The 18,517-nt window shown below is 34.3% G+C and carries 17 protein-coding genes and 1 tRNA gene; 13 read left to right on the forward strand and 5 right to left on the reverse strand.

Annotation, left to right across the window (positions count from 1 at the left end; translation table 11 throughout):
* Window positions 1-3 precede the first annotated feature (3 nt).
* Window positions 4-429, reverse strand: coding sequence for a DUF2621 domain-containing protein (locus DRW41_RS03655; protein WP_115450582.1), 426 nt, complete (start codon window positions 427-429; stop codon window positions 4-6).
* A gap of 136 nt (window positions 430-565) precedes the next feature.
* Here DRW41_RS03655 and DRW41_RS22815 point away from each other — a divergent pair.
* Window positions 566-662, forward strand: a tRNA-Sec gene (locus DRW41_RS22815).
* A 115-nt stretch (window positions 663-777) separates the two neighbouring features.
* Here the strand turns inward: DRW41_RS22815 and DRW41_RS03660 are convergent.
* Window positions 778-1,023: a tyrosine-type recombinase/integrase gene (locus DRW41_RS03660; RefSeq protein ID WP_115450583.1), complete on the reverse strand. Its 246-nt coding sequence runs from the start codon at window positions 1,021-1,023 to the stop codon at window positions 778-780.
* Window positions 1,024-1,170: 147 nt separating this feature from the next.
* Between DRW41_RS03660 and DRW41_RS03665 the strand changes: the two genes are divergently transcribed.
* Window positions 1,171-2,481 (forward strand): hypothetical protein, encoded by a 1,311-nt coding sequence (locus DRW41_RS03665; protein WP_115450584.1) that lies wholly within the window; start codon window positions 1,171-1,173, stop codon window positions 2,479-2,481.
* 314 nt (window positions 2,482-2,795) lie between these two features.
* Here the strand turns inward: DRW41_RS03665 and DRW41_RS03670 are convergent, their stop codons facing one another.
* Window positions 2,796-4,745, reverse strand: a complete 1,950-nt coding sequence (locus DRW41_RS03670; protein WP_115450585.1) for a TnsA endonuclease N-terminal domain-containing protein — start codon at window positions 4,743-4,745, stop codon at window positions 2,796-2,798.
* A 252-nt stretch (window positions 4,746-4,997) separates the two neighbouring features.
* On the opposite strand from DRW41_RS03670, the gene DRW41_RS03675 reads away from it, so the two are divergent.
* From DRW41_RS03675 to DRW41_RS03705, 7 genes are all read left to right on the forward strand, one after another.
* Window positions 4,998-7,010 carry a dynamin family protein gene (locus tag DRW41_RS03675; RefSeq protein ID WP_115450586.1) on the forward strand — a complete coding sequence of 671 codons (2,013 nt, stop codon included), beginning with the start codon at window positions 4,998-5,000 and terminating at the stop codon, window positions 7,008-7,010.
* Window positions 7,003-7,623 (forward strand): hypothetical protein, encoded by a 621-nt coding sequence (locus DRW41_RS03680; protein WP_115450587.1) that lies wholly within the window; start codon window positions 7,003-7,005, stop codon window positions 7,621-7,623. The genes DRW41_RS03675 and DRW41_RS03680 overlap by 8 nt, the downstream gene beginning before the upstream one ends.
* A 21-nt stretch (window positions 7,624-7,644) precedes the next feature.
* Window positions 7,645-10,650: an ATP-binding protein gene (locus tag DRW41_RS03685; RefSeq protein ID WP_115450588.1), complete on the forward strand. Its 3,006-nt coding sequence runs from the start codon at window positions 7,645-7,647 to the stop codon at window positions 10,648-10,650.
* Window positions 10,647-11,252, forward strand: a complete 606-nt coding sequence (locus tag DRW41_RS03690; RefSeq protein ID WP_115450589.1) for an HNH endonuclease — start codon at window positions 10,647-10,649, stop codon at window positions 11,250-11,252. Before DRW41_RS03685 ends, DRW41_RS03690 begins: the two co-directional genes overlap by 4 nt.
* Window positions 11,253-11,266: 14 nt before the next feature.
* A complete protein-coding gene (locus DRW41_RS03695) occupies window positions 11,267-11,677 on the forward strand; it encodes an SMI1/KNR4 family protein (protein ID WP_115450590.1) in 411 nt (136 codons plus the stop codon).
* Window positions 11,678-12,572: 895 nt separating this feature from the next.
* On the forward strand, window positions 12,573-13,445 hold the full coding sequence (locus DRW41_RS03700) for a WD40 repeat domain-containing protein (RefSeq protein WP_115450591.1): 873 nt from the start codon (window positions 12,573-12,575) through the stop codon (window positions 13,443-13,445).
* Window positions 13,446-13,548: 103 nt separating this feature from the next.
* On the forward strand, window positions 13,549-14,064 hold the full coding sequence (locus tag DRW41_RS03705) for a hypothetical protein (protein ID WP_142752172.1): 516 nt from the start codon (window positions 13,549-13,551) through the stop codon (window positions 14,062-14,064).
* A gap of 185 nt (window positions 14,065-14,249) precedes the next feature.
* Here the strand turns inward: DRW41_RS03705 and DRW41_RS03710 are convergent, their stop codons facing one another.
* Together DRW41_RS03710 and DRW41_RS03715 are read right to left on the reverse strand one after the other, a co-directional pair.
* Window positions 14,250-15,044: an ImmA/IrrE family metallo-endopeptidase gene (locus DRW41_RS03710; RefSeq protein ID WP_115450593.1), complete on the reverse strand. Its 795-nt coding sequence runs from the start codon at window positions 15,042-15,044 to the stop codon at window positions 14,250-14,252.
* Window positions 15,045-15,449 (reverse strand): helix-turn-helix domain-containing protein, encoded by a 405-nt coding sequence (locus DRW41_RS03715; RefSeq protein WP_115450594.1) that lies wholly within the window; start codon window positions 15,447-15,449, stop codon window positions 15,045-15,047.
* 210 nt (window positions 15,450-15,659) lie between these two features.
* Here DRW41_RS03715 and DRW41_RS03720 point away from each other — a divergent pair, with 210 nt between their 5' ends.
* The 4 genes from DRW41_RS03720 to DRW41_RS03730 all read left to right on the forward strand — a co-directional run bounded on the left by DRW41_RS03720 (window position 15,660) and on the right by DRW41_RS03730 (window position 18,479).
* Complete coding sequence (locus DRW41_RS03720) at window positions 15,660-16,316, forward strand: hypothetical protein (RefSeq protein ID WP_115450595.1); 657 nt, start codon at window positions 15,660-15,662, stop codon at window positions 16,314-16,316.
* Window positions 16,317-16,338: 22 nt separating this feature from the next.
* The gene (locus DRW41_RS22820) at window positions 16,339-16,509 is read left to right on the forward strand and encodes a hypothetical protein (protein WP_181884393.1); all 171 of its coding nucleotides are present in this window, start codon (window positions 16,339-16,341) and stop codon (window positions 16,507-16,509) included.
* A gap of 23 nt (window positions 16,510-16,532) precedes the next feature.
* Complete coding sequence (locus DRW41_RS23225; protein WP_115450596.1) at window positions 16,533-17,399, forward strand: hypothetical protein; 867 nt, start codon at window positions 16,533-16,535, stop codon at window positions 17,397-17,399.
* A 582-nt stretch (window positions 17,400-17,981) separates the two neighbouring features.
* A complete protein-coding gene (locus DRW41_RS03730; protein ID WP_115450597.1) occupies window positions 17,982-18,479 on the forward strand; it encodes a DUF7380 domain-containing protein in 498 nt (165 codons plus the stop codon).
* Window positions 18,480-18,517 lie beyond the last annotated feature (38 nt).

Genomic DNA, 18,517 nt, shown 5'->3' on the forward strand with positions numbered 1-18,517 from the left:
CTATTAAAACAAATGCTCAAACGGCGTCATATCTATCTGCTTTTCCCTAAGATGCTTTTTGAGGAACTTATGGTCACGCTTCGGCGTTGCCAGGATATAACCCCTGATCACCAGGTCCTGGTCAATCCGGTTCACCTTTTCTGTCAACGCCAGCTCACCAATCTTGCCGGCAATCTTATGCCGTGCGACATCGCGGAACAGCTCGGGAACAGGCATCACCAGCTCCTCGAGGAAATGTTTCTGCTCCTCGGGCCACAAATGGCGCGACTCGTTCACATAGTGTTCTTCCCAATCCATGATGGATTTCCCATCTTCCTTGGGCAGCTTTTTCAAAAACTTGCGGAACATGAAATACCCGCCAATAGCAAACAACCCAATTAACGTAAATCCCCAGAAAAAGATAAACCACTGGGCCCAAATGTTTTGCATAACCCTCACCTACAGAACGTAATAATCTCCCTCTATTATAGGGTTAAACAGCAAAATATGACAAGACTTAGACATTTGCAGCAAAACTATAGCCGCAATAGGGAATACTTGATATAATGAGTACTGTCTTACACACGGGGCTGAATGGGGTACTGGTGTCCTCCACGGTCTTCAAAACCGCTTGTGACCTGCGTGCCAGGTCAGGTGGGTTCGATTCCCACACAGTCCCGCCAACCTAGTCATATCAAGGCTTTTAGCTATCATACATAGAGCAGAAGACCGAGCGCAATCGGTCTTTTTTTATTGAGTGGTGCCCAAAATGGTGCCATTTGTACTTTGGTGCCCAAATTACTCAAGCAACCCATTTAAATGGTCGACTGCAATGCCTTCAATCGAATTTGTCAGGTGAGAATAGAGATCCATTGTCACATTAATTTTGGAGTGGCCTAAACGGGCACTGACAATCTTCGGGTGGACATTCTCCTTCAGCAAGATCGTTGCGTGTGAATGCCTCAAGTCATGACACCGAATGTCTGGAAGGTTTGCTACCTTTAAGCACCTTTTTAGCGCTCTAGTTATTTCAGTTGGAGCCATAAAAAAAGATTAGCGAGGGTGAGCTACTTCAAATGAACTCCAGCTAAAGATGGTGTAAATTGGGATTCTACGCCATCTTTTCTAGTTTAATCTCTTATAATATACAAAATTTTATTTATTTTCATATAAAAATGAAAGGACGAAAAAATGGATTACTTATATATTGATGAAAAAGGACCGCAAGAAACAATTAGGATGACGACTCCCTGTGATGAAGTAAAGAAAATTAAGTTAGGAAACGACAACATGTATGTTTATGTTGCTAACTTAATCAAGATAAATGACAAAAGTCTCCTTGAGATTGAAGAAAAATATAAAATTTTAGAGAGAAAATACATATCTTCCAGAAACTTTCCTGACGATAGAGAATTAAAAGGAAAAGATATTTTGGACAAAAATTTTAAATATGGTATCGCTAGTCTTAAAGGTCGTGAACTAGATTTTTATCATTCCTTAATTGACATACTCCTAGAAAATCACGTTGATAATTTAATATTTTCAATAAATAAAATGTCTCTAGTTGCTGACAAAAGATTGACAGGTTGGATTCTAAATTTGGAAGAAAAAAGATATATAGAATCGGCACGGCTTCTAAAATATTCACTTGTTAAATATTTGGAGAATGAAGCTAGTAATAGTGTGATTCAATCTATTTTTGACTCAAATAAGGGAAATAGAGAAGTTCTTACAGAAATTCAGAAAGACATGGCAGCTTTTGTTGAAAAGAACAAAAATATTCCGAGAATGAAGGACCAAATACAGGATTATAGGAATATAATTCAAACGATTAGAAAAGCAAAGCATTTTATTCAAGACATTCCTTTTAATGAGGTCTCATTTGATTGGAACAAGGTGTCATTTGACATTGATTTGTGGATTACAGAAATGGGCCTTTCTAATAAATTTAATTTGCAATCCTCAGAGCTGATTCTTGATGAAGGTATTCCATTAGAACCGTTCAAGAAATTAAATTTTCCATCAATACAATTAGATGAAGATTCTATAAATCATGTTGGACTTCGAATTTCTGATGTTTTAGTCGTTATTTCAGGAAAATATATTTCAAAATTAGCAATTGAACACAGGTATGATAAAAACAATCCAGAAAAAAGAAAACTTTTGCCAAACGAGTGGTTTCAATTAGAAGAAAAGCAATTTGATTTATTTAAAAAGATGAAGAAGTATTTTTTCCCTACTGGTTCAATGTATTGTTTTATAGTTGATACATACTTTGATGATGCACTTCTGTTTGAAACCTATTTTAGTTATATAAGTTCTTATGAGTCTTTTAATGATTATAAAAAACATTTGGAAACTCATGTTGAAAAATTTTTTATATTAATGGCTAGGAATCTTAGTACTAAATGGAATACAGCAATAGAAAACGAAAGTGTAATAAGAAAAGTATATGGAAGCATGATTTCTGGTATTGAAGCTGGAGTTGTCCGTCCTTTATGATCGAGCAAGTAAATTCGTGGGGACAAATAATGGATGTGGAGGAGAATTTCAATGGTTGTTCGAAGGTTGCAACGGTATACATCGGAGCTTTACATGTATCCTTCAGAAATGCAATATCCAGTACATCCGGCAACAGATAAAGCTTGGCATGAGTGGGAGGATTTAGTTCCCTATATCCCAAGAGTTATAGGAATATCCAATTAAGAACATAACGTTTTTCTCTAATAAAAATGAAGACTCGGGAAAAACTTTTTCCATTTTAGTCAAAAAGAGTGCGAGAAATCACTTTTTCGCACTCTAACTTTAAGTAAGACTTAAGTTCTCTTTTTAATTAAAAATGGACTTTTTTCATAAATTAAATCATTGTTAATGATAATACTCGAAAGATCCAAGCCAATACTATATTTAGATTTAAATTTTATAAACTCACTCCATCTGAGTGGTCCTTTTTTCAATTCACTTAGAAGTTCATCCTCAAAGGATTTATTATATGTATGCATTTTAATTTCTTCGAATGAAGTGAAACCATCAGTAACTAAAAACCCATAACCCATTTCATTACAAAATGATTCTAATGCTTGGTATTTAATAATGTTTATATTAATTGCCATGTGTATCTTAGGTTTTATTTCAATGATTATCCCACTTCCGTCATCAAGTACAATAAATATATCCGGTATATATACTCTTTTTCTTTTATGGTAATAGGTTATTTCAAATGGTTGAACCTCATAAAAAACTACTCTAGTACAATTTTCGATAAGCATCAGAACTTTTCTTTCTAATTCTGATTCGTATTGTATTTCTTTAGATAATTTTTCACTAAAATACTTTCCGCTATTACCAGATAGATCAAAGTTTACTTCCCTAACTGACTTTACTTCTTGAAAATTAAAATCTTTACATTGAGATTTTTTATTCGGCCATTGAATCTTATTATAAATTCTTTCCTTAAAAGATTTCAAACTTCTTTCGTACATTCTTTGTAGCTTAAACATTTCATTTTCAGCAAAAATTTGCCTATCTCGATAGTTCTTATACATATCTTGGATATTTGCACTATTTTCCCGTTCAATAAAAATTATTTCACCTAGAAATTTTAAGAAGAAAGGCGAAGGTGTTTCAAATGCATAATAAAAAAACAAAACAACTCTCTTCTCCAGTTCTTTAGAACTATTGCTGAAAAGTTTGTTAATGAATTGTTTTAGATAATAATTATCTTCTGTTTCTTTTCTTTGTAAGTAAATTAATAGCTTTTTTATGGATTTGACTACTATTTGTCTAACACTCTCCCTGGAGATGTTAAATTCATTACCTATTGTCTGAAGAGTTTTAGCACCTTCTCCATAAAAATTGAGTCTCATAATAAGTATTTTAAAATCCCTGCTATTTAAGCCTAAACCTTCTAAACATTTATATAAAAAATCAATAAAAATATCTCCTAATTGAAGATATTCTTCCACATACTCATCCGCTAACTCCTCTTGAAGATCATAAAAGGAGCCAATCTCATTATCACTAATATTTGTTACCTTAAAAGAAGCAATTGTAGCTGCTATTTCTTCTTCAATCTTATCGTAGTTAATAAATGGTTCTTCTGTTGTTGTAGGGGTAACCTTAATTGATTGTTGCTTTTCTATTTTAAAAATGCTGATAACCTTATTAATAGCATAAGAAATCGTTTCAAATATATTTATCTTATAATATGAGAAATTATTAGTAGTCTCTAATTGTTTTTGCTCAGTATAAGTATTAATATTATTTTCTTCTTTTTCGAGGAGTGGCTTCGGTTTCTCAACATTAAATTCACTTTGGGTTAATTTACTATTATTTTGTTCGCTATTAAAATCTTCTTGAATTGGAACATTGAATTTAATTAAAGGAGTTCTATTCTCATCCATCAATTTAACAATTTGATGCACAAGTTTTCGATTGTAGTCCTTATCCTCGAACTCACAAATTCTCTCAATCTCAATAATTTCTTCGTCTGTTAAATCCATTTTCATTATTGCCTTTAAACAATAATTTCTTACTTGTGGACCATCATGCTTTAAGTTTTTAATTAGTAACGGTTTTGTTATTTGGCACTCACTTGGATATAAATTATATAATTTGTTCACAGCAGAAGCAGCCAGCCTTCTTTCATTTTTAGTTCCAGAACCTAGGAAACTAATAAGATACTCTATTGCTTCTACATTTTTTGATTCTCCAAGTTCATAGGGTGACAATTTCGATAAATCCAAACCACTCACCTTACCTCGCATGTATACTACAACATTATATTATTCTTTTACAATACCATTTCCTTGATCAAATCTATTGGTAGTTTTATAATACCTCATTTCTATATTGTGGTAAAATATGTGTGTTACTATTTTATTAGTACGCTTTACTACTACTATTGAAATGTGATTTAGCTGTCTGATGACAATAAGCCAAATCTATAATAATACGACATTTCTCTAAAGCAAAATCATGGTAAGAAATGTGAAATTAGTAAACGGTAGGATGTGAATATGGAAATGATTACAAATTACAAACAAATTAAAGAAGAAGTTCTTAATATGTACCAGACATTCCTTAGGATAATCGATGAAGTTAATTTTCCTCTGGACAACAAGTCAATGATTGCATTAAAGAACCAAGCTGAAAACATTCGGAAGGAAAAGTTCCTTTTAATGATTGCTGGAGAAGCAAAGAGCGGGAAATCAACATTTATTAATGCATTTTTAGGACAGGAAATTCTACCAATGGATGTAAAGCAATGCACAAGTTCTATTGTAGAAATTAAATATGGGGACAACTTCACCCTTATAGCAACTTATGCAAGTGGTAAAACAAAAATGGTGGCTGGAGAAGAAAAAATAAGAGAGTTTCTTGTGGAAAATGCTGCTCTCAATGATGATTATAGAGAAATTCCTATGACAACCATTAACAATGAGATTCTTATCAAGTACAAAGGAAAAATCCCAGAAAGAGTCATTAAAGACATCATAAATGGTGTTCAGCCTGAGAACATATATGGTTTATCGCCAGAAGAATATGAAAAGAGAATTAGGTCTTATATAACAAAAAATATGAATAATTGGGCAGAAATTGTAACTAAAATGGTCATTACATATCCGTTCAATGATAAAAGTTTACGTGGTATTGAAATTATTGACAGTCCAGGAGTTAATGCTAAAGGTCGTGTAGGTGATATCACCAATGACTATATTGAAAATGCAAATGCAATTATGTTTTTAAAGCCTATTACGGGAGCAGCTTTAGAATCAACATCCTTCATGAGTTTTCTTGATAGCAAAAGTGTGGAACGTAATCGTAATGCATTATTTTTAATATTAACTCGTTCGGCAAATGAAAATCCAGAGAATTTGGAACGTTTACAGCAGGAGGCACTGAAATTATACGGAAAGACTGTAAATTCCAGTCATATTATTTCTGTGGATAGTAAGGTTGAACTTTTTATTAACAAGATATCCAACATGACGGTTGAGGAGATTGAAGCATACTTAGATGAACTGGATAACAGTGGCCGCCTGGATGCTTTTATTACGCCTCCTCGCTCGATGAGAATATTAAACAAAGAGAAGTACATTGATTTTTTAAAAGCAAAATCCAACTTTCTTGCTGTTGACCATGCAATGAACATATTTGGACGGAAGACTCATTACTTGGCATTAAGCGAAATGTTGGGACGTATGCTTAAACTCTATCAGCGCATTATGGATGACATTGAAGAACAGATAAAATTGAATAAACTTAAAGCAAAAGACCCTACTGAACTAGCCAGGCAGATAGGTGATATAAAAAGAAAGTTAAATGAAATCAATGCAAAAATGGGAAAGACTGTTGATGAGATTGTTGTGCGTTACACGGGTGATTCTGGTGTTGTCAGGAAAAAAGCAAAAAGCGCAATAGATGACTTTACTACTTCAGTCGGAGCAATTTCCAACAATGATATTAACGAATTGGAGAAGATTTCATTTAGAAAAATTGACGAAGCAAAAAAATTTCAAGAGGAACTGGAAAAAAACATAGTTGCTGAGTGTAATGCGGCTCTAATTGCTCTCAGCAATGAAAATAAGATAAAATACACCTCCTTAGAGCCTGATTTTACTGCTGAAACATTTGCGGAAATCAAAAAGAAAACAGAATCTTCTGCTCAGGTAGAAAAGTCATATACAACTGGAAAAACATTTAAGAAAACGCATTACTACTCAGAGTATTCGAGAACTGAGCATTTTCAGCAAATAAAGAGCAGTATCCTGACACGCATAAAGTCCATACAAAATGAAGCTATAAACAATCTGATTGACTTCGCCAATCAAACAGCGACAACTTATACTGAAGAATTGGCAGCAAATGCGAAAGCTAAAAAAGAAGAACTAGATAGAATCATGGAAGAAAAAAAGAATGCAGAGGAAATTCAAGAGACAATTGAGTCGTTGCAAAGGATTCTTGAAAAAATAGTACCATTGATAAGGGATGTGAGTGAAAGAAAAGGAGGGATTGATACAAATGTATAATAAGGAAATACTTGTCGGTAAAATAGAGGATATGTTTAAAGAATTGAGAATCCAGTCCTCCGAGATTATAGCTATTCATTCAGATGCAACCACCGCTTCTAAAATGATTGTTGATGCCGTTTCATCCGAAACTACTATTCGTAGCAAAACTTTATTAACAGATATGTATGCCTGTCTCTCAGAAAAAACATTGTCTTCTCCTTCTTTTAGTGATGCCGAAAGAAAAAGTCTATTTTATGGAGCTAATATCAGAGGACAAATATTATCAAAATACCAATTTGATATTACTACTATTAATGCTTTTCAAAACGGTTTAAAATACAAAGAATTTGATCAACTATATTCATCCTTAGCAGTAGCGGCTGGAACTGCTGCCATAGGAGGTATATTGAAATATGTGTTGGTTAATGCAATTAATATACCGATAGTGGTAATTATCGCCGGTGCAGTTACAGCATTTTGTATATCTTTTTTTAAGGGTATACCACTTTTAAACAAAACAGCCTTTCGAAAAGCAATAGATGAGTTTCTAACTGAAACAAAAAATGAGTTCATTTTATGGTTTGATGAAATTGAAGGATACTATAACAAGTGTATAGACAAGATTGATTAATCGTTATAGAGGAGTATAGTTATGGATGATTTAACTCAAACAGATTTTTTCAAAAAAGATACGGACATAATAAGTCATCAAACATATAATCTCTTGACCTCATTATATCCATCTCACCTTGTGAATTCTGAAAATCTTTTAGAATTGGTGGAATGTAGTTCGTCCGAGTTGTTGGATGGGTTTACTTATTATCGTATTATGAGTTGCACTATAGATAATGTTGAAGACGAATTCGCCTATTTGAATAAAAAAATGGAGAAGCTTTTTACAGCTTTACATTCCATTGATGTCACAATTGCTTATGGAATAATTAGTTATGATTGTGTCCCAAATTTGGTTATTGGTATAAATCGAAAAAGTAATGCTGATATCCTTAATACAATAATTGGCGGATTATTGTCCGGTGTTGAACTTGTGAAATTTACTCCTAATTTCATGAAGCATACAATGCATCCTAATCATTTTGGGATATATCCTGCCGTACCAACAACTAAAATAGACGATAAACCTCAGAAGTTTGATATTGCACCTATGATGAGAAGTCTTAATGGTCAAAACTATACAATGCTTTTTATTGCAAAACCAATGCCCAAAAATGTAATTGCACAAAAGCTGAATGAATTATTGTCTATACGGGATCAATGCTTTTCTGTTAGTAAAAGAAATATTTCGAGACAAAAAAACACAACAATTACAGCTTCTCATTCTGAGGGGAAAAGTTGGGGTGTAAGCATCATTTTAGCTAATGGCGGTGGTAATTGGAATGATAGTATTTCAGCTGCAATTTCAGATGGTGAAACTATATCTAGCGATATTCAAAATGGCTTTGCACTTGAATTAATGGGCTATGCTGAAAATGGAATCGAAAGGCTTAAGCTTGGGCAGAGTTGCGGGATGTGGCAAACCACAATTACATATTCGAGTGATAGTGAAATGGCTAGAAATATTATACAGGCCAGTTTGAATGGTGAAATATCAAAGCCTAATTCGAAATTGCTTCCAGCTAATCCATTCTCAATAGAACAAAAAAATGGTCAGGCATTGCTTATTCCTAAATATCTCCTTAGCTGTGAAATCAATGAAAATCCTCTTTGTACATTGTTAACTTCTGAGGAAGTAGGATTAATCTGTACTATGCCTGTTGATAGTGCGCCTAACTTTGAAATAAAACATAATAAGCAATATCCATTAACAGCTATTGGAATTGGTGACAACATTGAGCTTGGTAATATAACTGACAGCGGTAGAGTTATTGAAAATATGCCTTTTGCCTTAAACGAGGAAGACTTAAATAAGCACACATTTATCTGTGGTATTACCGGAAGTGGAAAAACAACAACTGTTAAGAAAATTTTAACAAGCTGTAGTAAACCCTTTATGGTAATCGAATCAGCAAAAAAAGAGTATCGAAATATCAAGCTTGAAAAAAATGAAACTCCGATAATTTATACTTTAGGGAAGCCAGAGATAAACTGTCTACAAATGAACCCTTTTTACATTATGGCGGGGGTTAGTGTGCAGACACATATCGATTACTTAAAGGATTTATTCAATGCTGCCTTCTCTTTTTATGGTCCAATGCCATATATCCTCGAAAAATGTTTACAAAACGTGTATAAAAACAAGGGCTGGAACTTAACACTTGGATTCCATCCACTTTTAGTTAATAAAGATAACCCTGTAGATTTCTTTGATATAAATGCAATGAAAAGAAAATACAAAATTAGTTCACATAAATACCTATTCCCTACAATGTATGATTTGAAATGTGAAATTCAAAGGTATATAGATGAAGAAATGCAGTATGATGGCGAGGTTGCAGGAAATATTAAAACAGCTATCAAGACAAGGTTAGAGAGCCTTTGTAATGGTGTAAAAGGCTTTATGTTCAATACAAATGAATACGCAGATATGGAAAAGCTATTAAGTGAAAATGTTGTATTTGAATTAGAGGGATTAGCAGATGACTCAGACAAGGCTTTTTCTGTTGGTCTATTGATAGTGCTTATTAATGAATATCGTCAAGTGCATAAAGAAGCTCAAGGAAATAAAAAATCAGGACTTCAGCATTTGCTGGTTGTTGAAGAGGCTCATAGATTATTGAAAAATGTGGATACTGAGCGTGCTTCTGAAAATATGGGTAATCCTAAAGGGAAGGCTGTTGAACATTTTACAAATATGATCGCTGAAATGCGTTCCTACGGTCAGGGGGTTATTATTGCGGAGCAGATACCATCAAAACTTGCGCCAGATGTAATAAAAAACTCGTCCAATAAAATTATTCAAAGAGTTGTATCAGCAGATGATCAGGCAATAATAGCAAATACAATTGGTATACCTGAAGATGAAGCAATCTACTTAGGTACATTGAAGACGGGTTTTGCCCTTTGTCATAAAGAGGGGATGACACAACCAGTAAGTGTAAAGATCCACTCAGTTGAAGATATTTTTGTGCCGGATGAAAATTTGTATAATAAAGACTTTCAACAGAGGATGAACTTGGTTAATTCAAATATCGTAAAAGATGCTACTACTGATACAATTGAAAGAATGGCCTTCAAACTAATTAATACCTTACTAGTTTGTGACATTGATAGATGTATTTCTTCAATTTATTTTTTACAAGAAGAAATAGAAAATGTCTTATGTAAAGAAGGTGTTGATTTAGTATTGTGTCATGATACAAACAAGATTTTAGCAACAGTGATTTCGGATACTGTGAAAATATATCTCATGAGTGGTATATGTAGGGTAGGAAAATTAATTAATGATGATTTAAGTGATTTGATTTTTAATATGCTTAGAACACCCACATTAGAGAGAATTAATGAATTTAAGGAGAATGTTAAACAGTTATATGCAAGAGACACAAGAAATATGGGAATTACCATTGTTTCTGAAATGGTAAAATTTCAATATGAAAAAGGCATAGATTTTGATGCGTCTATTAGGAATTTCTTCTTAAAGTGCAATAATCAAGATGTGGCAGATGTTATTGATGCCATAAAGAGAGGCGGCGAGAGATGATTGGTGAAATAATTGCAGCAGTTTCTAAAATCGCAGAGGCCGCAGAAACAGTCGAGGTAACTGAGTTTACAAAAACTAAAGAGTATAGTGAAATTGGAAAGAAAGTTTTAGAACCTAACATTGAAATTGCGAAGTGGAAATCGCTGGAGTCAGTTATACAAACAAACATTGAAAAAGGAATCGAACGAATTCCAACACGAAAACAAGATCTTGAGGGTAAGAACCACCCAGATACAGGAGTTCCTTACGTTGTAAAAGTCGTGGAAAATAGTAAAGGCGAATTGGTAGAGGTTGTTGTACCTGAATTTGATAGTATCTTTGATTTGCACTTGCCAGAGGAATTATATGAAGCTACTGACAATAAGCAGTTTTCAGAATGTAATCGTCAATTAAAAGAAGCAGTACAAAACGATCCAGAATTGGCTGCGAAATTTACAGAAGAGCAACTAGAACAAATTATGAATGGTGATACACCTGATGGGTATACTTGGCATCATGATGCTGAAAAGGGAAAAATGCAATTGGTTGACTCTAAAATACATGCACAAACAGGACACACCGGAGGCAGAGCCATATGGGGCGGCGGAAGCGGAAATAGGTAAAGGAGTGTGTAATTATGAGTAAATTAACTTGGAAATATGTTAAACCACTTAAGGATAATGAATCAGTTGAGGGCTTTGAAGCTTTGAATGATGTGCAATTACCAAAGGATATTACTGACTGTATCAAACAAAATAATGGAGGTAGACCTGATAAAAAAGTCTTTGATACGGACGTGTCAGAAGGACGAGTTATGAAAAGTTTACTCTCCTTCAACAAAGATGATTTAGAAACGGTTTATGATGCGATAGATGTGCTCAAAAATGAAAGAAAGAGTCTTGTACCAATTGCATCGGACCCAAGTGGAAACTACATTTGTTATAATTTGATCCACAAAGATATCGTGTTTTGGTTACATGAAACAAACATTACTGAAAAGGTTTCGGATAGTTTCACAACCTTTTTGAATGGACTATATGTAGAATAATTTGTAGAAAGAAAGAGCTTTTCGATAAATGTAATCATACTATACTTTTAAAGACCAAAAATTTCTCAAGGTCCTCTAATCTCTATCACGTATGGCGATTGAGGAAACATAGGTCATATCAAAAAAGATTTGGTTAATAATGCATCGATATTCTAATCAAATAATAAAAAAGTATTTGCTAACATTTTGCTCACGCAATCCAATGAAAAACGGTAAAATCTCGTTAACGATATTACAGTAAGAATTTAGCAAAACCCTGATATACCGCACTCTCTTCATATGTCGTTAAAGAAATAACACATTCTCACCTTAGGGGCGGCATGATGTACCATAATAGCTGCTATATAGTTATAGTAAAGCCATTGCCCGACAGTCCAGAAAAAGTCGCATTTTCCTATGTAGCAATGGTTAGCTAGGAATTATAAGGTTTAGTTGAAACTGTATCACCTTATTAAAGTTAGGTGACAATAGGCCAGATATAAGTCATTTTGAGTGCAAGATCAGTAGCAGATGTAATAGCCTAATTGTGAAGAACAAATACTATCCCTAATAAAGAGCAATTAATAAATTAAAAATCAAGTGAATGAACTGCGTGCCGGTTTCTGTGCCGATAAAATGCCGGTACCACTTAAAAAGGTATGAAATGATTTTAAAACGATATTTAAAAAACCTTAATTTTACCGACTTTCTTCTATAATAAAATTCATTTTGAAAACGCCAATTAATCAAGTTCGAATAAGTAAGGTCAGACGGCCCTTCAAAATAGAGAGGGGCTTTCTTTTTTTATGGGATAGCGCTGAAGTCTCTAAACAAAGTGGTGAAGATTACCGATATATATAAGAGAGTCTCAAACAATAAATGTAATTTACTAATCATGCAAAGGTGCTGTTGAGTTTTGTTAAGCTACAAATTAGAAAAAACATTAGTTGATCACAAGGTAAGAGCTGTTGATATTTCACCTGATGGCCAATATTTTGCAACTGCCGATTTTTTTCATTTATATATTTGGTCATGGAAAAGTAAAGAAAATGAAACGAAATTAAAATTTAATGATTATGTCAATGCAGTCGTTTTTCACCCGATTGAGCCTTTGTTAGTCGTTGGCTGTGGAGACCGAATTTTAAGGGTTATAGATTTCCGAACAGGGCAAATTATTGGTCAAACAAAATTTGAAAAAGCAATTACATCGTTAAAATTTACAAGAGATGGGTCGTTTCTTGGAATTGTTGTTGATGATACTGTTTATTTTCTCAATTGGAATGAACAAACTATATTTCCCTATAAAACCTTTAATCAGAGCGTAGAGGGGATAGATTTTCGAGATAAATTGGAATTAGGAGTAAGTTTTGGAAACAATGTTCAAACTTTCTTTTTTACCGCAGATCACTCAGGTACTAAATTTAAAGTAGGCTATGAAAATCAAAATGCATATTCTATTGCAATGTCACGATTCGGACCTGAAATAGCAGTAGCTGCAGGAACTACTTTTAAAGTATACGACCATCTTGATGAAAAATTTGTTTTTGAATATGAGGCAAACACCCAAGTACATCATATTAATTGGTTTGATAATGGTAAATATATTGCATTCTCTAGTTTCAAAGGAGTAACAATAATAGATGGTTACAGTTATAAAATAGTCCAAACTCTAGAAGGAGAATCTGGACCTGTTTTTGCTGTATCAAATGACGGTAGCAAGGTTATTTTAGGGGCTAATGTTAATCGTCATAGTGGCACAACCCATTTATGGAGTATGAGAGATTATTAAAAAAAGCTCTATTTGTATTATGTGGTTAATTTAAATAATTTAACCACTAGTTTTGTAAACTTTTAGTTATAAGGACTTAATGTTAAGAAAACTGAGTGGTCCAATGAGTATACTAACCTTTGTATTTTTTCATTTTTGTTCAATATTTATAATTTTCAGGGAGAAGTGGGGAGAAGCTTTGAGGTTTTTAAATGAAGAACATTACAGTAATTATAAACAGTTAATATCTGTAGAATGTAATTATATTTCGAGTTCAGAATATCGCCGTGCATTATATATTGCCGCAACACCTATTGTATTTAATGTATACAAAGAATATATGCTTAATTTTGAAAAATATAATTTGTTCAACACCCTTTCACCAATAATGGACACAGTGACTTATTCTATTTATGGCGATACAATGACTGATAAAGAAAAGCAAAATTATGAATATGTGGCGAATATTTTAACAGGTATACGTTGTTACTTATTATGTGAGTTATCTGCGAGTAGCTTTAATTCGAGTTACGGGGTAAATATATATTCTTTAATTAAGGAGTTTAAAATTTCCGAATTCGATATACCTATGCCAGAGTACTTAATGTTAGTCAATGAATTAATAACGGAGGAATTTTAATAAAAGAAATAACCACAAAGACCTTCACAACTCTTCCTGAGATGCAAACCTACTTAAATACGTTCTCTACTTTTAAGGCAAATGATTTTACCAAGTTCATGAAAAAATATAACCGAAAAGAATAGGTTGAAAAAAGTAAATGAGCCCATAGCCAGAGTAAAGGCTATGGGCGGTTATTATTATAATCATTTTTGATGTAAATTGAAGACTGTATAAGCCCAACCGTTAATCCAGATTACCTCCACAGCAGCACCCATTTGCTTGCCTGTATAATACTGAATGAAGGAATTTGGGAATGTAAAAACTTCGTTGTTAGAAGAATAGGTATCCCAAATTGGATGGCCAATAGGAATTGGAGTTGTTTTCCTTAATTTATAGCGGGTTGAATCTGAATTCCAGGAATTAATCACCTTTATTTCATTTACCCCAATCTTAATAACAGGAAAGAGATGATACTCAGGTTTACATATTGCCAGGATACAGGGGTGAGCGGCACATTCGGCCAAGCGCCACATAGCCATTTGCTTTGAAGTGCCGAACAGCCTTTCAAGCTCAAAAAGAAGGTTGATGGAGAACCCTTTGTCCCGAATCAGCTGCCCGACCATACCTTTAGGAGCAATAAACTCCGAAGCCCCTACATCGCATAGTCTTTCCTCTGCTTCTCTAAACTGCTCGTCATCTTCATATAAGTCATTTAGAACCGAAAGAAAATCGTCATCTTTCCGTAACAGGCTGTGGCAAATCTCATGGAAGAAGGTAAATCTTTTTCTCTGTGCATAATCAATATTGTCGTTAATGACGATTACATTGCTATCATGATGAAAAAAGCCATTTACTTTCTGGAGATACCCTCGGCCTGATCTAATTCCCAGTCTTGTTGCCACTATCTCTGGATCCTTTATGTTGGCAAGTCCATACTCCTGAACTGTTTTATGAACCAGTGACTCCATTCGTTGGCACAAATCAATTGGAATCTCCATCTACTCATCCTCGCTTGGTAACAATCTATTCAAATAGAGATAAATCTCCTTCCATTCCAATGCTGTCTGAGGCTGTTTTCCACGAAGGGAAATACGGCTAAGCGAAAGTAAATCATTGTCCGTAACCGAATGACCGATATCAGGGTCCTCTTTGAGTGCTTTAAGTGCTGGGGGAATAAATGTTTCCTCCGATTCATCTCCATAACCTTCTATACCTTCGGTTAAAGCTGATACAGAAATTTTGTAAATGCCGGCTAATTTGTTAAGGGTATTTATGGACGGATTGGTTCTACCTCTTTCTAAGTCCGAAAGGTAAGAAACTGATAGGCCTGTCAAATCCTTCAATTGTGCCAAGGTTAAATCAGCACTTTTCCGAAAGGCTTTTAATCTTTCTCCTAATTTCATATTCTCTCCTCCTACGCTTACAGTGTAACATAAATTTTTTTTTACGTTAATTACGTAAATATGTATTGATTAAATTTTTTTCATGCAATATACTAAATCCATACAGGAGATTACGTTATAAACGTAAAAATGATTGGAGGAGAACGTAAAAAGCGGAATTCATTAAGATTCTAGTTACCCAGCCAATTGCAAAATCGAGGAGGCATGTAAATGAATATTCAGCTGCAAGATTTAACCGTAACCATTATGGGAACTTCACGTTACAATGGCGGAAGGTACGATATGGCAAGAGTAGAAACCTTGCTAGTAACAACTGAACCAATCCCAACAGAAATGTCATGGTATGTTCCAGCAGGCGTCAGCATTCCGAATGAAGTACTGGCATTGTTCAACGCTACAGGGCTGAAAATGCAGCCTACTTTGGAAGAAAACGTGTTGGCGGGCACCGATGATATAAGGGAGCAAGCTCAACAAGGAGAGCTTCAAGAGGTACAAATGGATGCGGCTAAGTTTCTAATGAGGGCGGTGCTTAAGAAGACAATACTAGTGCCATTACCTGATTCGCCAAACACATACCATTTGTCGTACGAGCATAAGGTCTACCCGGTTAAGGACAATCCTTCTGCATTTGACTTCCGCATTACATTGCCATTTGACGGTCTGATTCTCAATCCTTCCGGTGGAAGGGTTCAGGTCAGTGTCCTTTGCCCAATCGGTGCCCAGATTGACCCTAATGAAACACTCGGGATAGACGATCATGGACAAGAGATAGCAGAGCAGGTTGTCCATCTTGCAAATACAAACAGATTTGCTGTCAATTTTGGATACCAGATTGACCCAGAATTTATCATTCGCTACCAATATTAATAAATATTAAGGAGATTGAGAGATGGCCAGAAACGGACAAGCAGGGAACGGACGGATTGGTGCAGTAAAGGGTCGCTCACAGTTTCTCGCACCGAATGGAAACTGGGTGAAAAGGGACGCGAAAACTGGTAGATTCATGGATCAAAAAACGTCTAGTAACAAACCATTTAAAGGTGTAAGAAAAGAGAGCTGAAAAAATGAAGGGGGCACTTTCAAGTGTCCCCTGAAGACTCAATGGGAGGTAAAATAATCATGTTCATTGATCAACTGGTACTAGAGTATAGAAAAAACTTCGGTTTTAAGAAGACAATAAGACGAAACATGGAGATAAATAAATGGTTTTCCCTCTACCTCCTATCCCTATTAGTTCTGCCTATTACATTCCTCTACTTTTCCTCATTAAAAGACGAGCCCTATATGCTCTTAATCTTGTTCATCTTTTGGTCAGTTGTCTTGTTGGGGGGAAAACAACACAAAAAGAAGTTGATTGATTGTAAACCCGCCAATTCATTCGGATACACCATAGAACCATTTTTGGGGATGCTGAGGAATAAGTTCGGGATTATTACGAAAGAACAGTTGTTAATAGTTGATGAAATAATAAAGCAGGAAATAGCAAAAGAGGAAAGGGAGAGCAAATACCCCTTTCAGGAAATGATCAGACAAATGTTTGTCGCTATTCCCATTACCGGTATTTTATCTTATGCCTTTTCAGAAATAAAGAATGGCAACACTGAAACAGGTAACTCACTCATCGGCATGTATTTCTTTTTGTTTTGCTGCGTTCTGATAATGAGTGGTTTTTTAAAAGTGAAAAAGGAATTTGCTAACACAGCATATCTAAGTGATATTTCAAGAAAGATACAAATAGCATTACTTGAACTATCCGTATATGAACATTCGGATATTGGAAAAAAAATTAATACCCTTCCCTTCTTACCGCCTAGGGCAGCTAAGAAGAGAGGGGAAATATCGAGGGACCTAACATTGCTGGCTTCTCACTCCTATAATCAGGTAGAAGATATGACCGATATCTCAAAAAGTACATTAATAAGAGCAAAGCACAAACAGCCGGCGAGATAATCGCTGGTTTTTGTTTTGCCGCGGACAAGGAGAGGAGCCAATTTTTACAGCCATTTCATACTAATGAGTGAATTGGTCCTGTGAAAAGTGTTCATCTTTTTTTGTTGAAGATTCTATATAAGCTAACGTGGCAGAATACTTTAATAGGGGTTTATTAACGAAACAGAAATATGTGGTAAAATATTACTGTTGAGGAGATTAAAAGAGGGAGTTAGGACATTGAGAAAACTTGTAGTTATATTAAAATCTTTAGTCATTGTTTTAGTGGAATTAATTATTTTTGGTTATTTTCATTATGAAAGCCGAGGATAGTTGAAGGCAAAGGAAAAACCGTTCTAGCAGACTTGTAAGTATAGTAGGCAAAAGGATGGGAAGGTGAACATTGGCAACACTATTCCCTTTATATTACAGAAAGTAGTTTATAAAAAATTTAAAGGAAACAAAAGTTTAATACAGAAGCGATAAAAGATGTACATTTAAATATTGATTTCGCAGATAAATTCCTATCAATAAAACCATATATAGAAGTTGCATACAATTTCCATAGAAATACCCTATGATTAAAATAAATAAAAAATTGGAGTGTCTTTTATAAACGAAGTAATAAAAAAAATTGAAGGAGCCATTGGTAAGGCAGAGTCATACGATTGTTTTAGTTATAGGCAAGAGCTACAAAACATTGTTAATAACTTAGAAGGGGAGCAAAAAAAATCCGTTCAAATATTAATCAATGTTCTTTCATATCATATGGATTTAAAGCATCCAAAACAGCCGTTTGAACCCTACGCTGTATTTGATGGGAAAAGAACTGCGGCATTATGTGAGTTATCTGACAATGACATAAAAATATTAGGTAATATATATTCAGAAATTGATGATTATGAGATAAAAGCGAGAATTGCTGATGTCATTTGGTCAAGAGATAAACAATATAAATTAGGACAAGCTGCAATTGAAATGTACCTGTTATCAGCAAATAGATTAGAAGACTGGGAGAAATGGACTAATTATCATAACAGTTTTAATGCTGCCAATAAAGGCAGTTTTTTTATACACATAAAAGGAACTTGTGTTCCATAATATAAAGAAAGAGCTGAAAGGCAGGCTTATTATTATGG

The sequence above is a fragment of the Neobacillus piezotolerans genome, from assembly GCF_003362805.1.
Taxonomy (GTDB): Bacteria; Bacillota; Bacilli; order Bacillales; family Cytobacillaceae; genus Bacillus_D; species Bacillus_D piezotolerans.

What these genes read in the sequence shown, in the direction of transcription:
- DRW41_RS03665 (WP_115450584.1), top strand. Translation starts at nt 1,171, where the DNA reads ATGGATTACTTATATATTGATGAAAAAGGACCGCAAGAAACAATTAGG.
- DRW41_RS03675 (WP_115450586.1), top strand. Translation starts at nt 4,998, where the DNA reads ATGGAAATGATTACAAATTACAAACAAATTAAAGAAGAAGTTCTTAAT.
- DRW41_RS03655 (WP_115450582.1), bottom strand. Translation starts at nt 429, where the DNA reads ATGCAAAACATTTGGGCCCAGTGGTTTATCTTTTTCTGGGGATTTACG.
- DRW41_RS03695 (WP_115450590.1), top strand. Translation starts at nt 11,267, where the DNA reads ATGAGTAAATTAACTTGGAAATATGTTAAACCACTTAAGGATAATGAA.
- DRW41_RS03660 (WP_115450583.1), bottom strand. Translation starts at nt 1,023, where the DNA reads ATGGCTCCAACTGAAATAACTAGAGCGCTAAAAAGGTGCTTAAAGGTA.
- DRW41_RS22820 (WP_181884393.1), top strand. Translation starts at nt 16,339, where the DNA reads ATGGCCAGAAACGGACAAGCAGGGAACGGACGGATTGGTGCAGTAAAG.
- DRW41_RS03690 (WP_115450589.1), top strand. Translation starts at nt 10,647, where the DNA reads ATGATTGGTGAAATAATTGCAGCAGTTTCTAAAATCGCAGAGGCCGCA.
- DRW41_RS03720 (WP_115450595.1), top strand. Translation starts at nt 15,660, where the DNA reads ATGAATATTCAGCTGCAAGATTTAACCGTAACCATTATGGGAACTTCA.
- DRW41_RS03705 (WP_142752172.1), top strand. Translation starts at nt 13,549, where the DNA reads ATGAGTATACTAACCTTTGTATTTTTTCATTTTTGTTCAATATTTATA.
- DRW41_RS03680 (WP_115450587.1), top strand. Translation starts at nt 7,003, where the DNA reads ATGTATAATAAGGAAATACTTGTCGGTAAAATAGAGGATATGTTTAAA.
- DRW41_RS03685 (WP_115450588.1), top strand. Translation starts at nt 7,645, where the DNA reads ATGGATGATTTAACTCAAACAGATTTTTTCAAAAAAGATACGGACATA.
- DRW41_RS03670 (WP_115450585.1), bottom strand. Translation starts at nt 4,745, where the DNA reads ATGCGAGGTAAGGTGAGTGGTTTGGATTTATCGAAATTGTCACCCTAT.
- DRW41_RS03710 (WP_115450593.1), bottom strand. Translation starts at nt 15,044, where the DNA reads ATGGAGATTCCAATTGATTTGTGCCAACGAATGGAGTCACTGGTTCAT.
- DRW41_RS03715 (WP_115450594.1), bottom strand. Translation starts at nt 15,449, where the DNA reads ATGAAATTAGGAGAAAGATTAAAAGCCTTTCGGAAAAGTGCTGATTTA.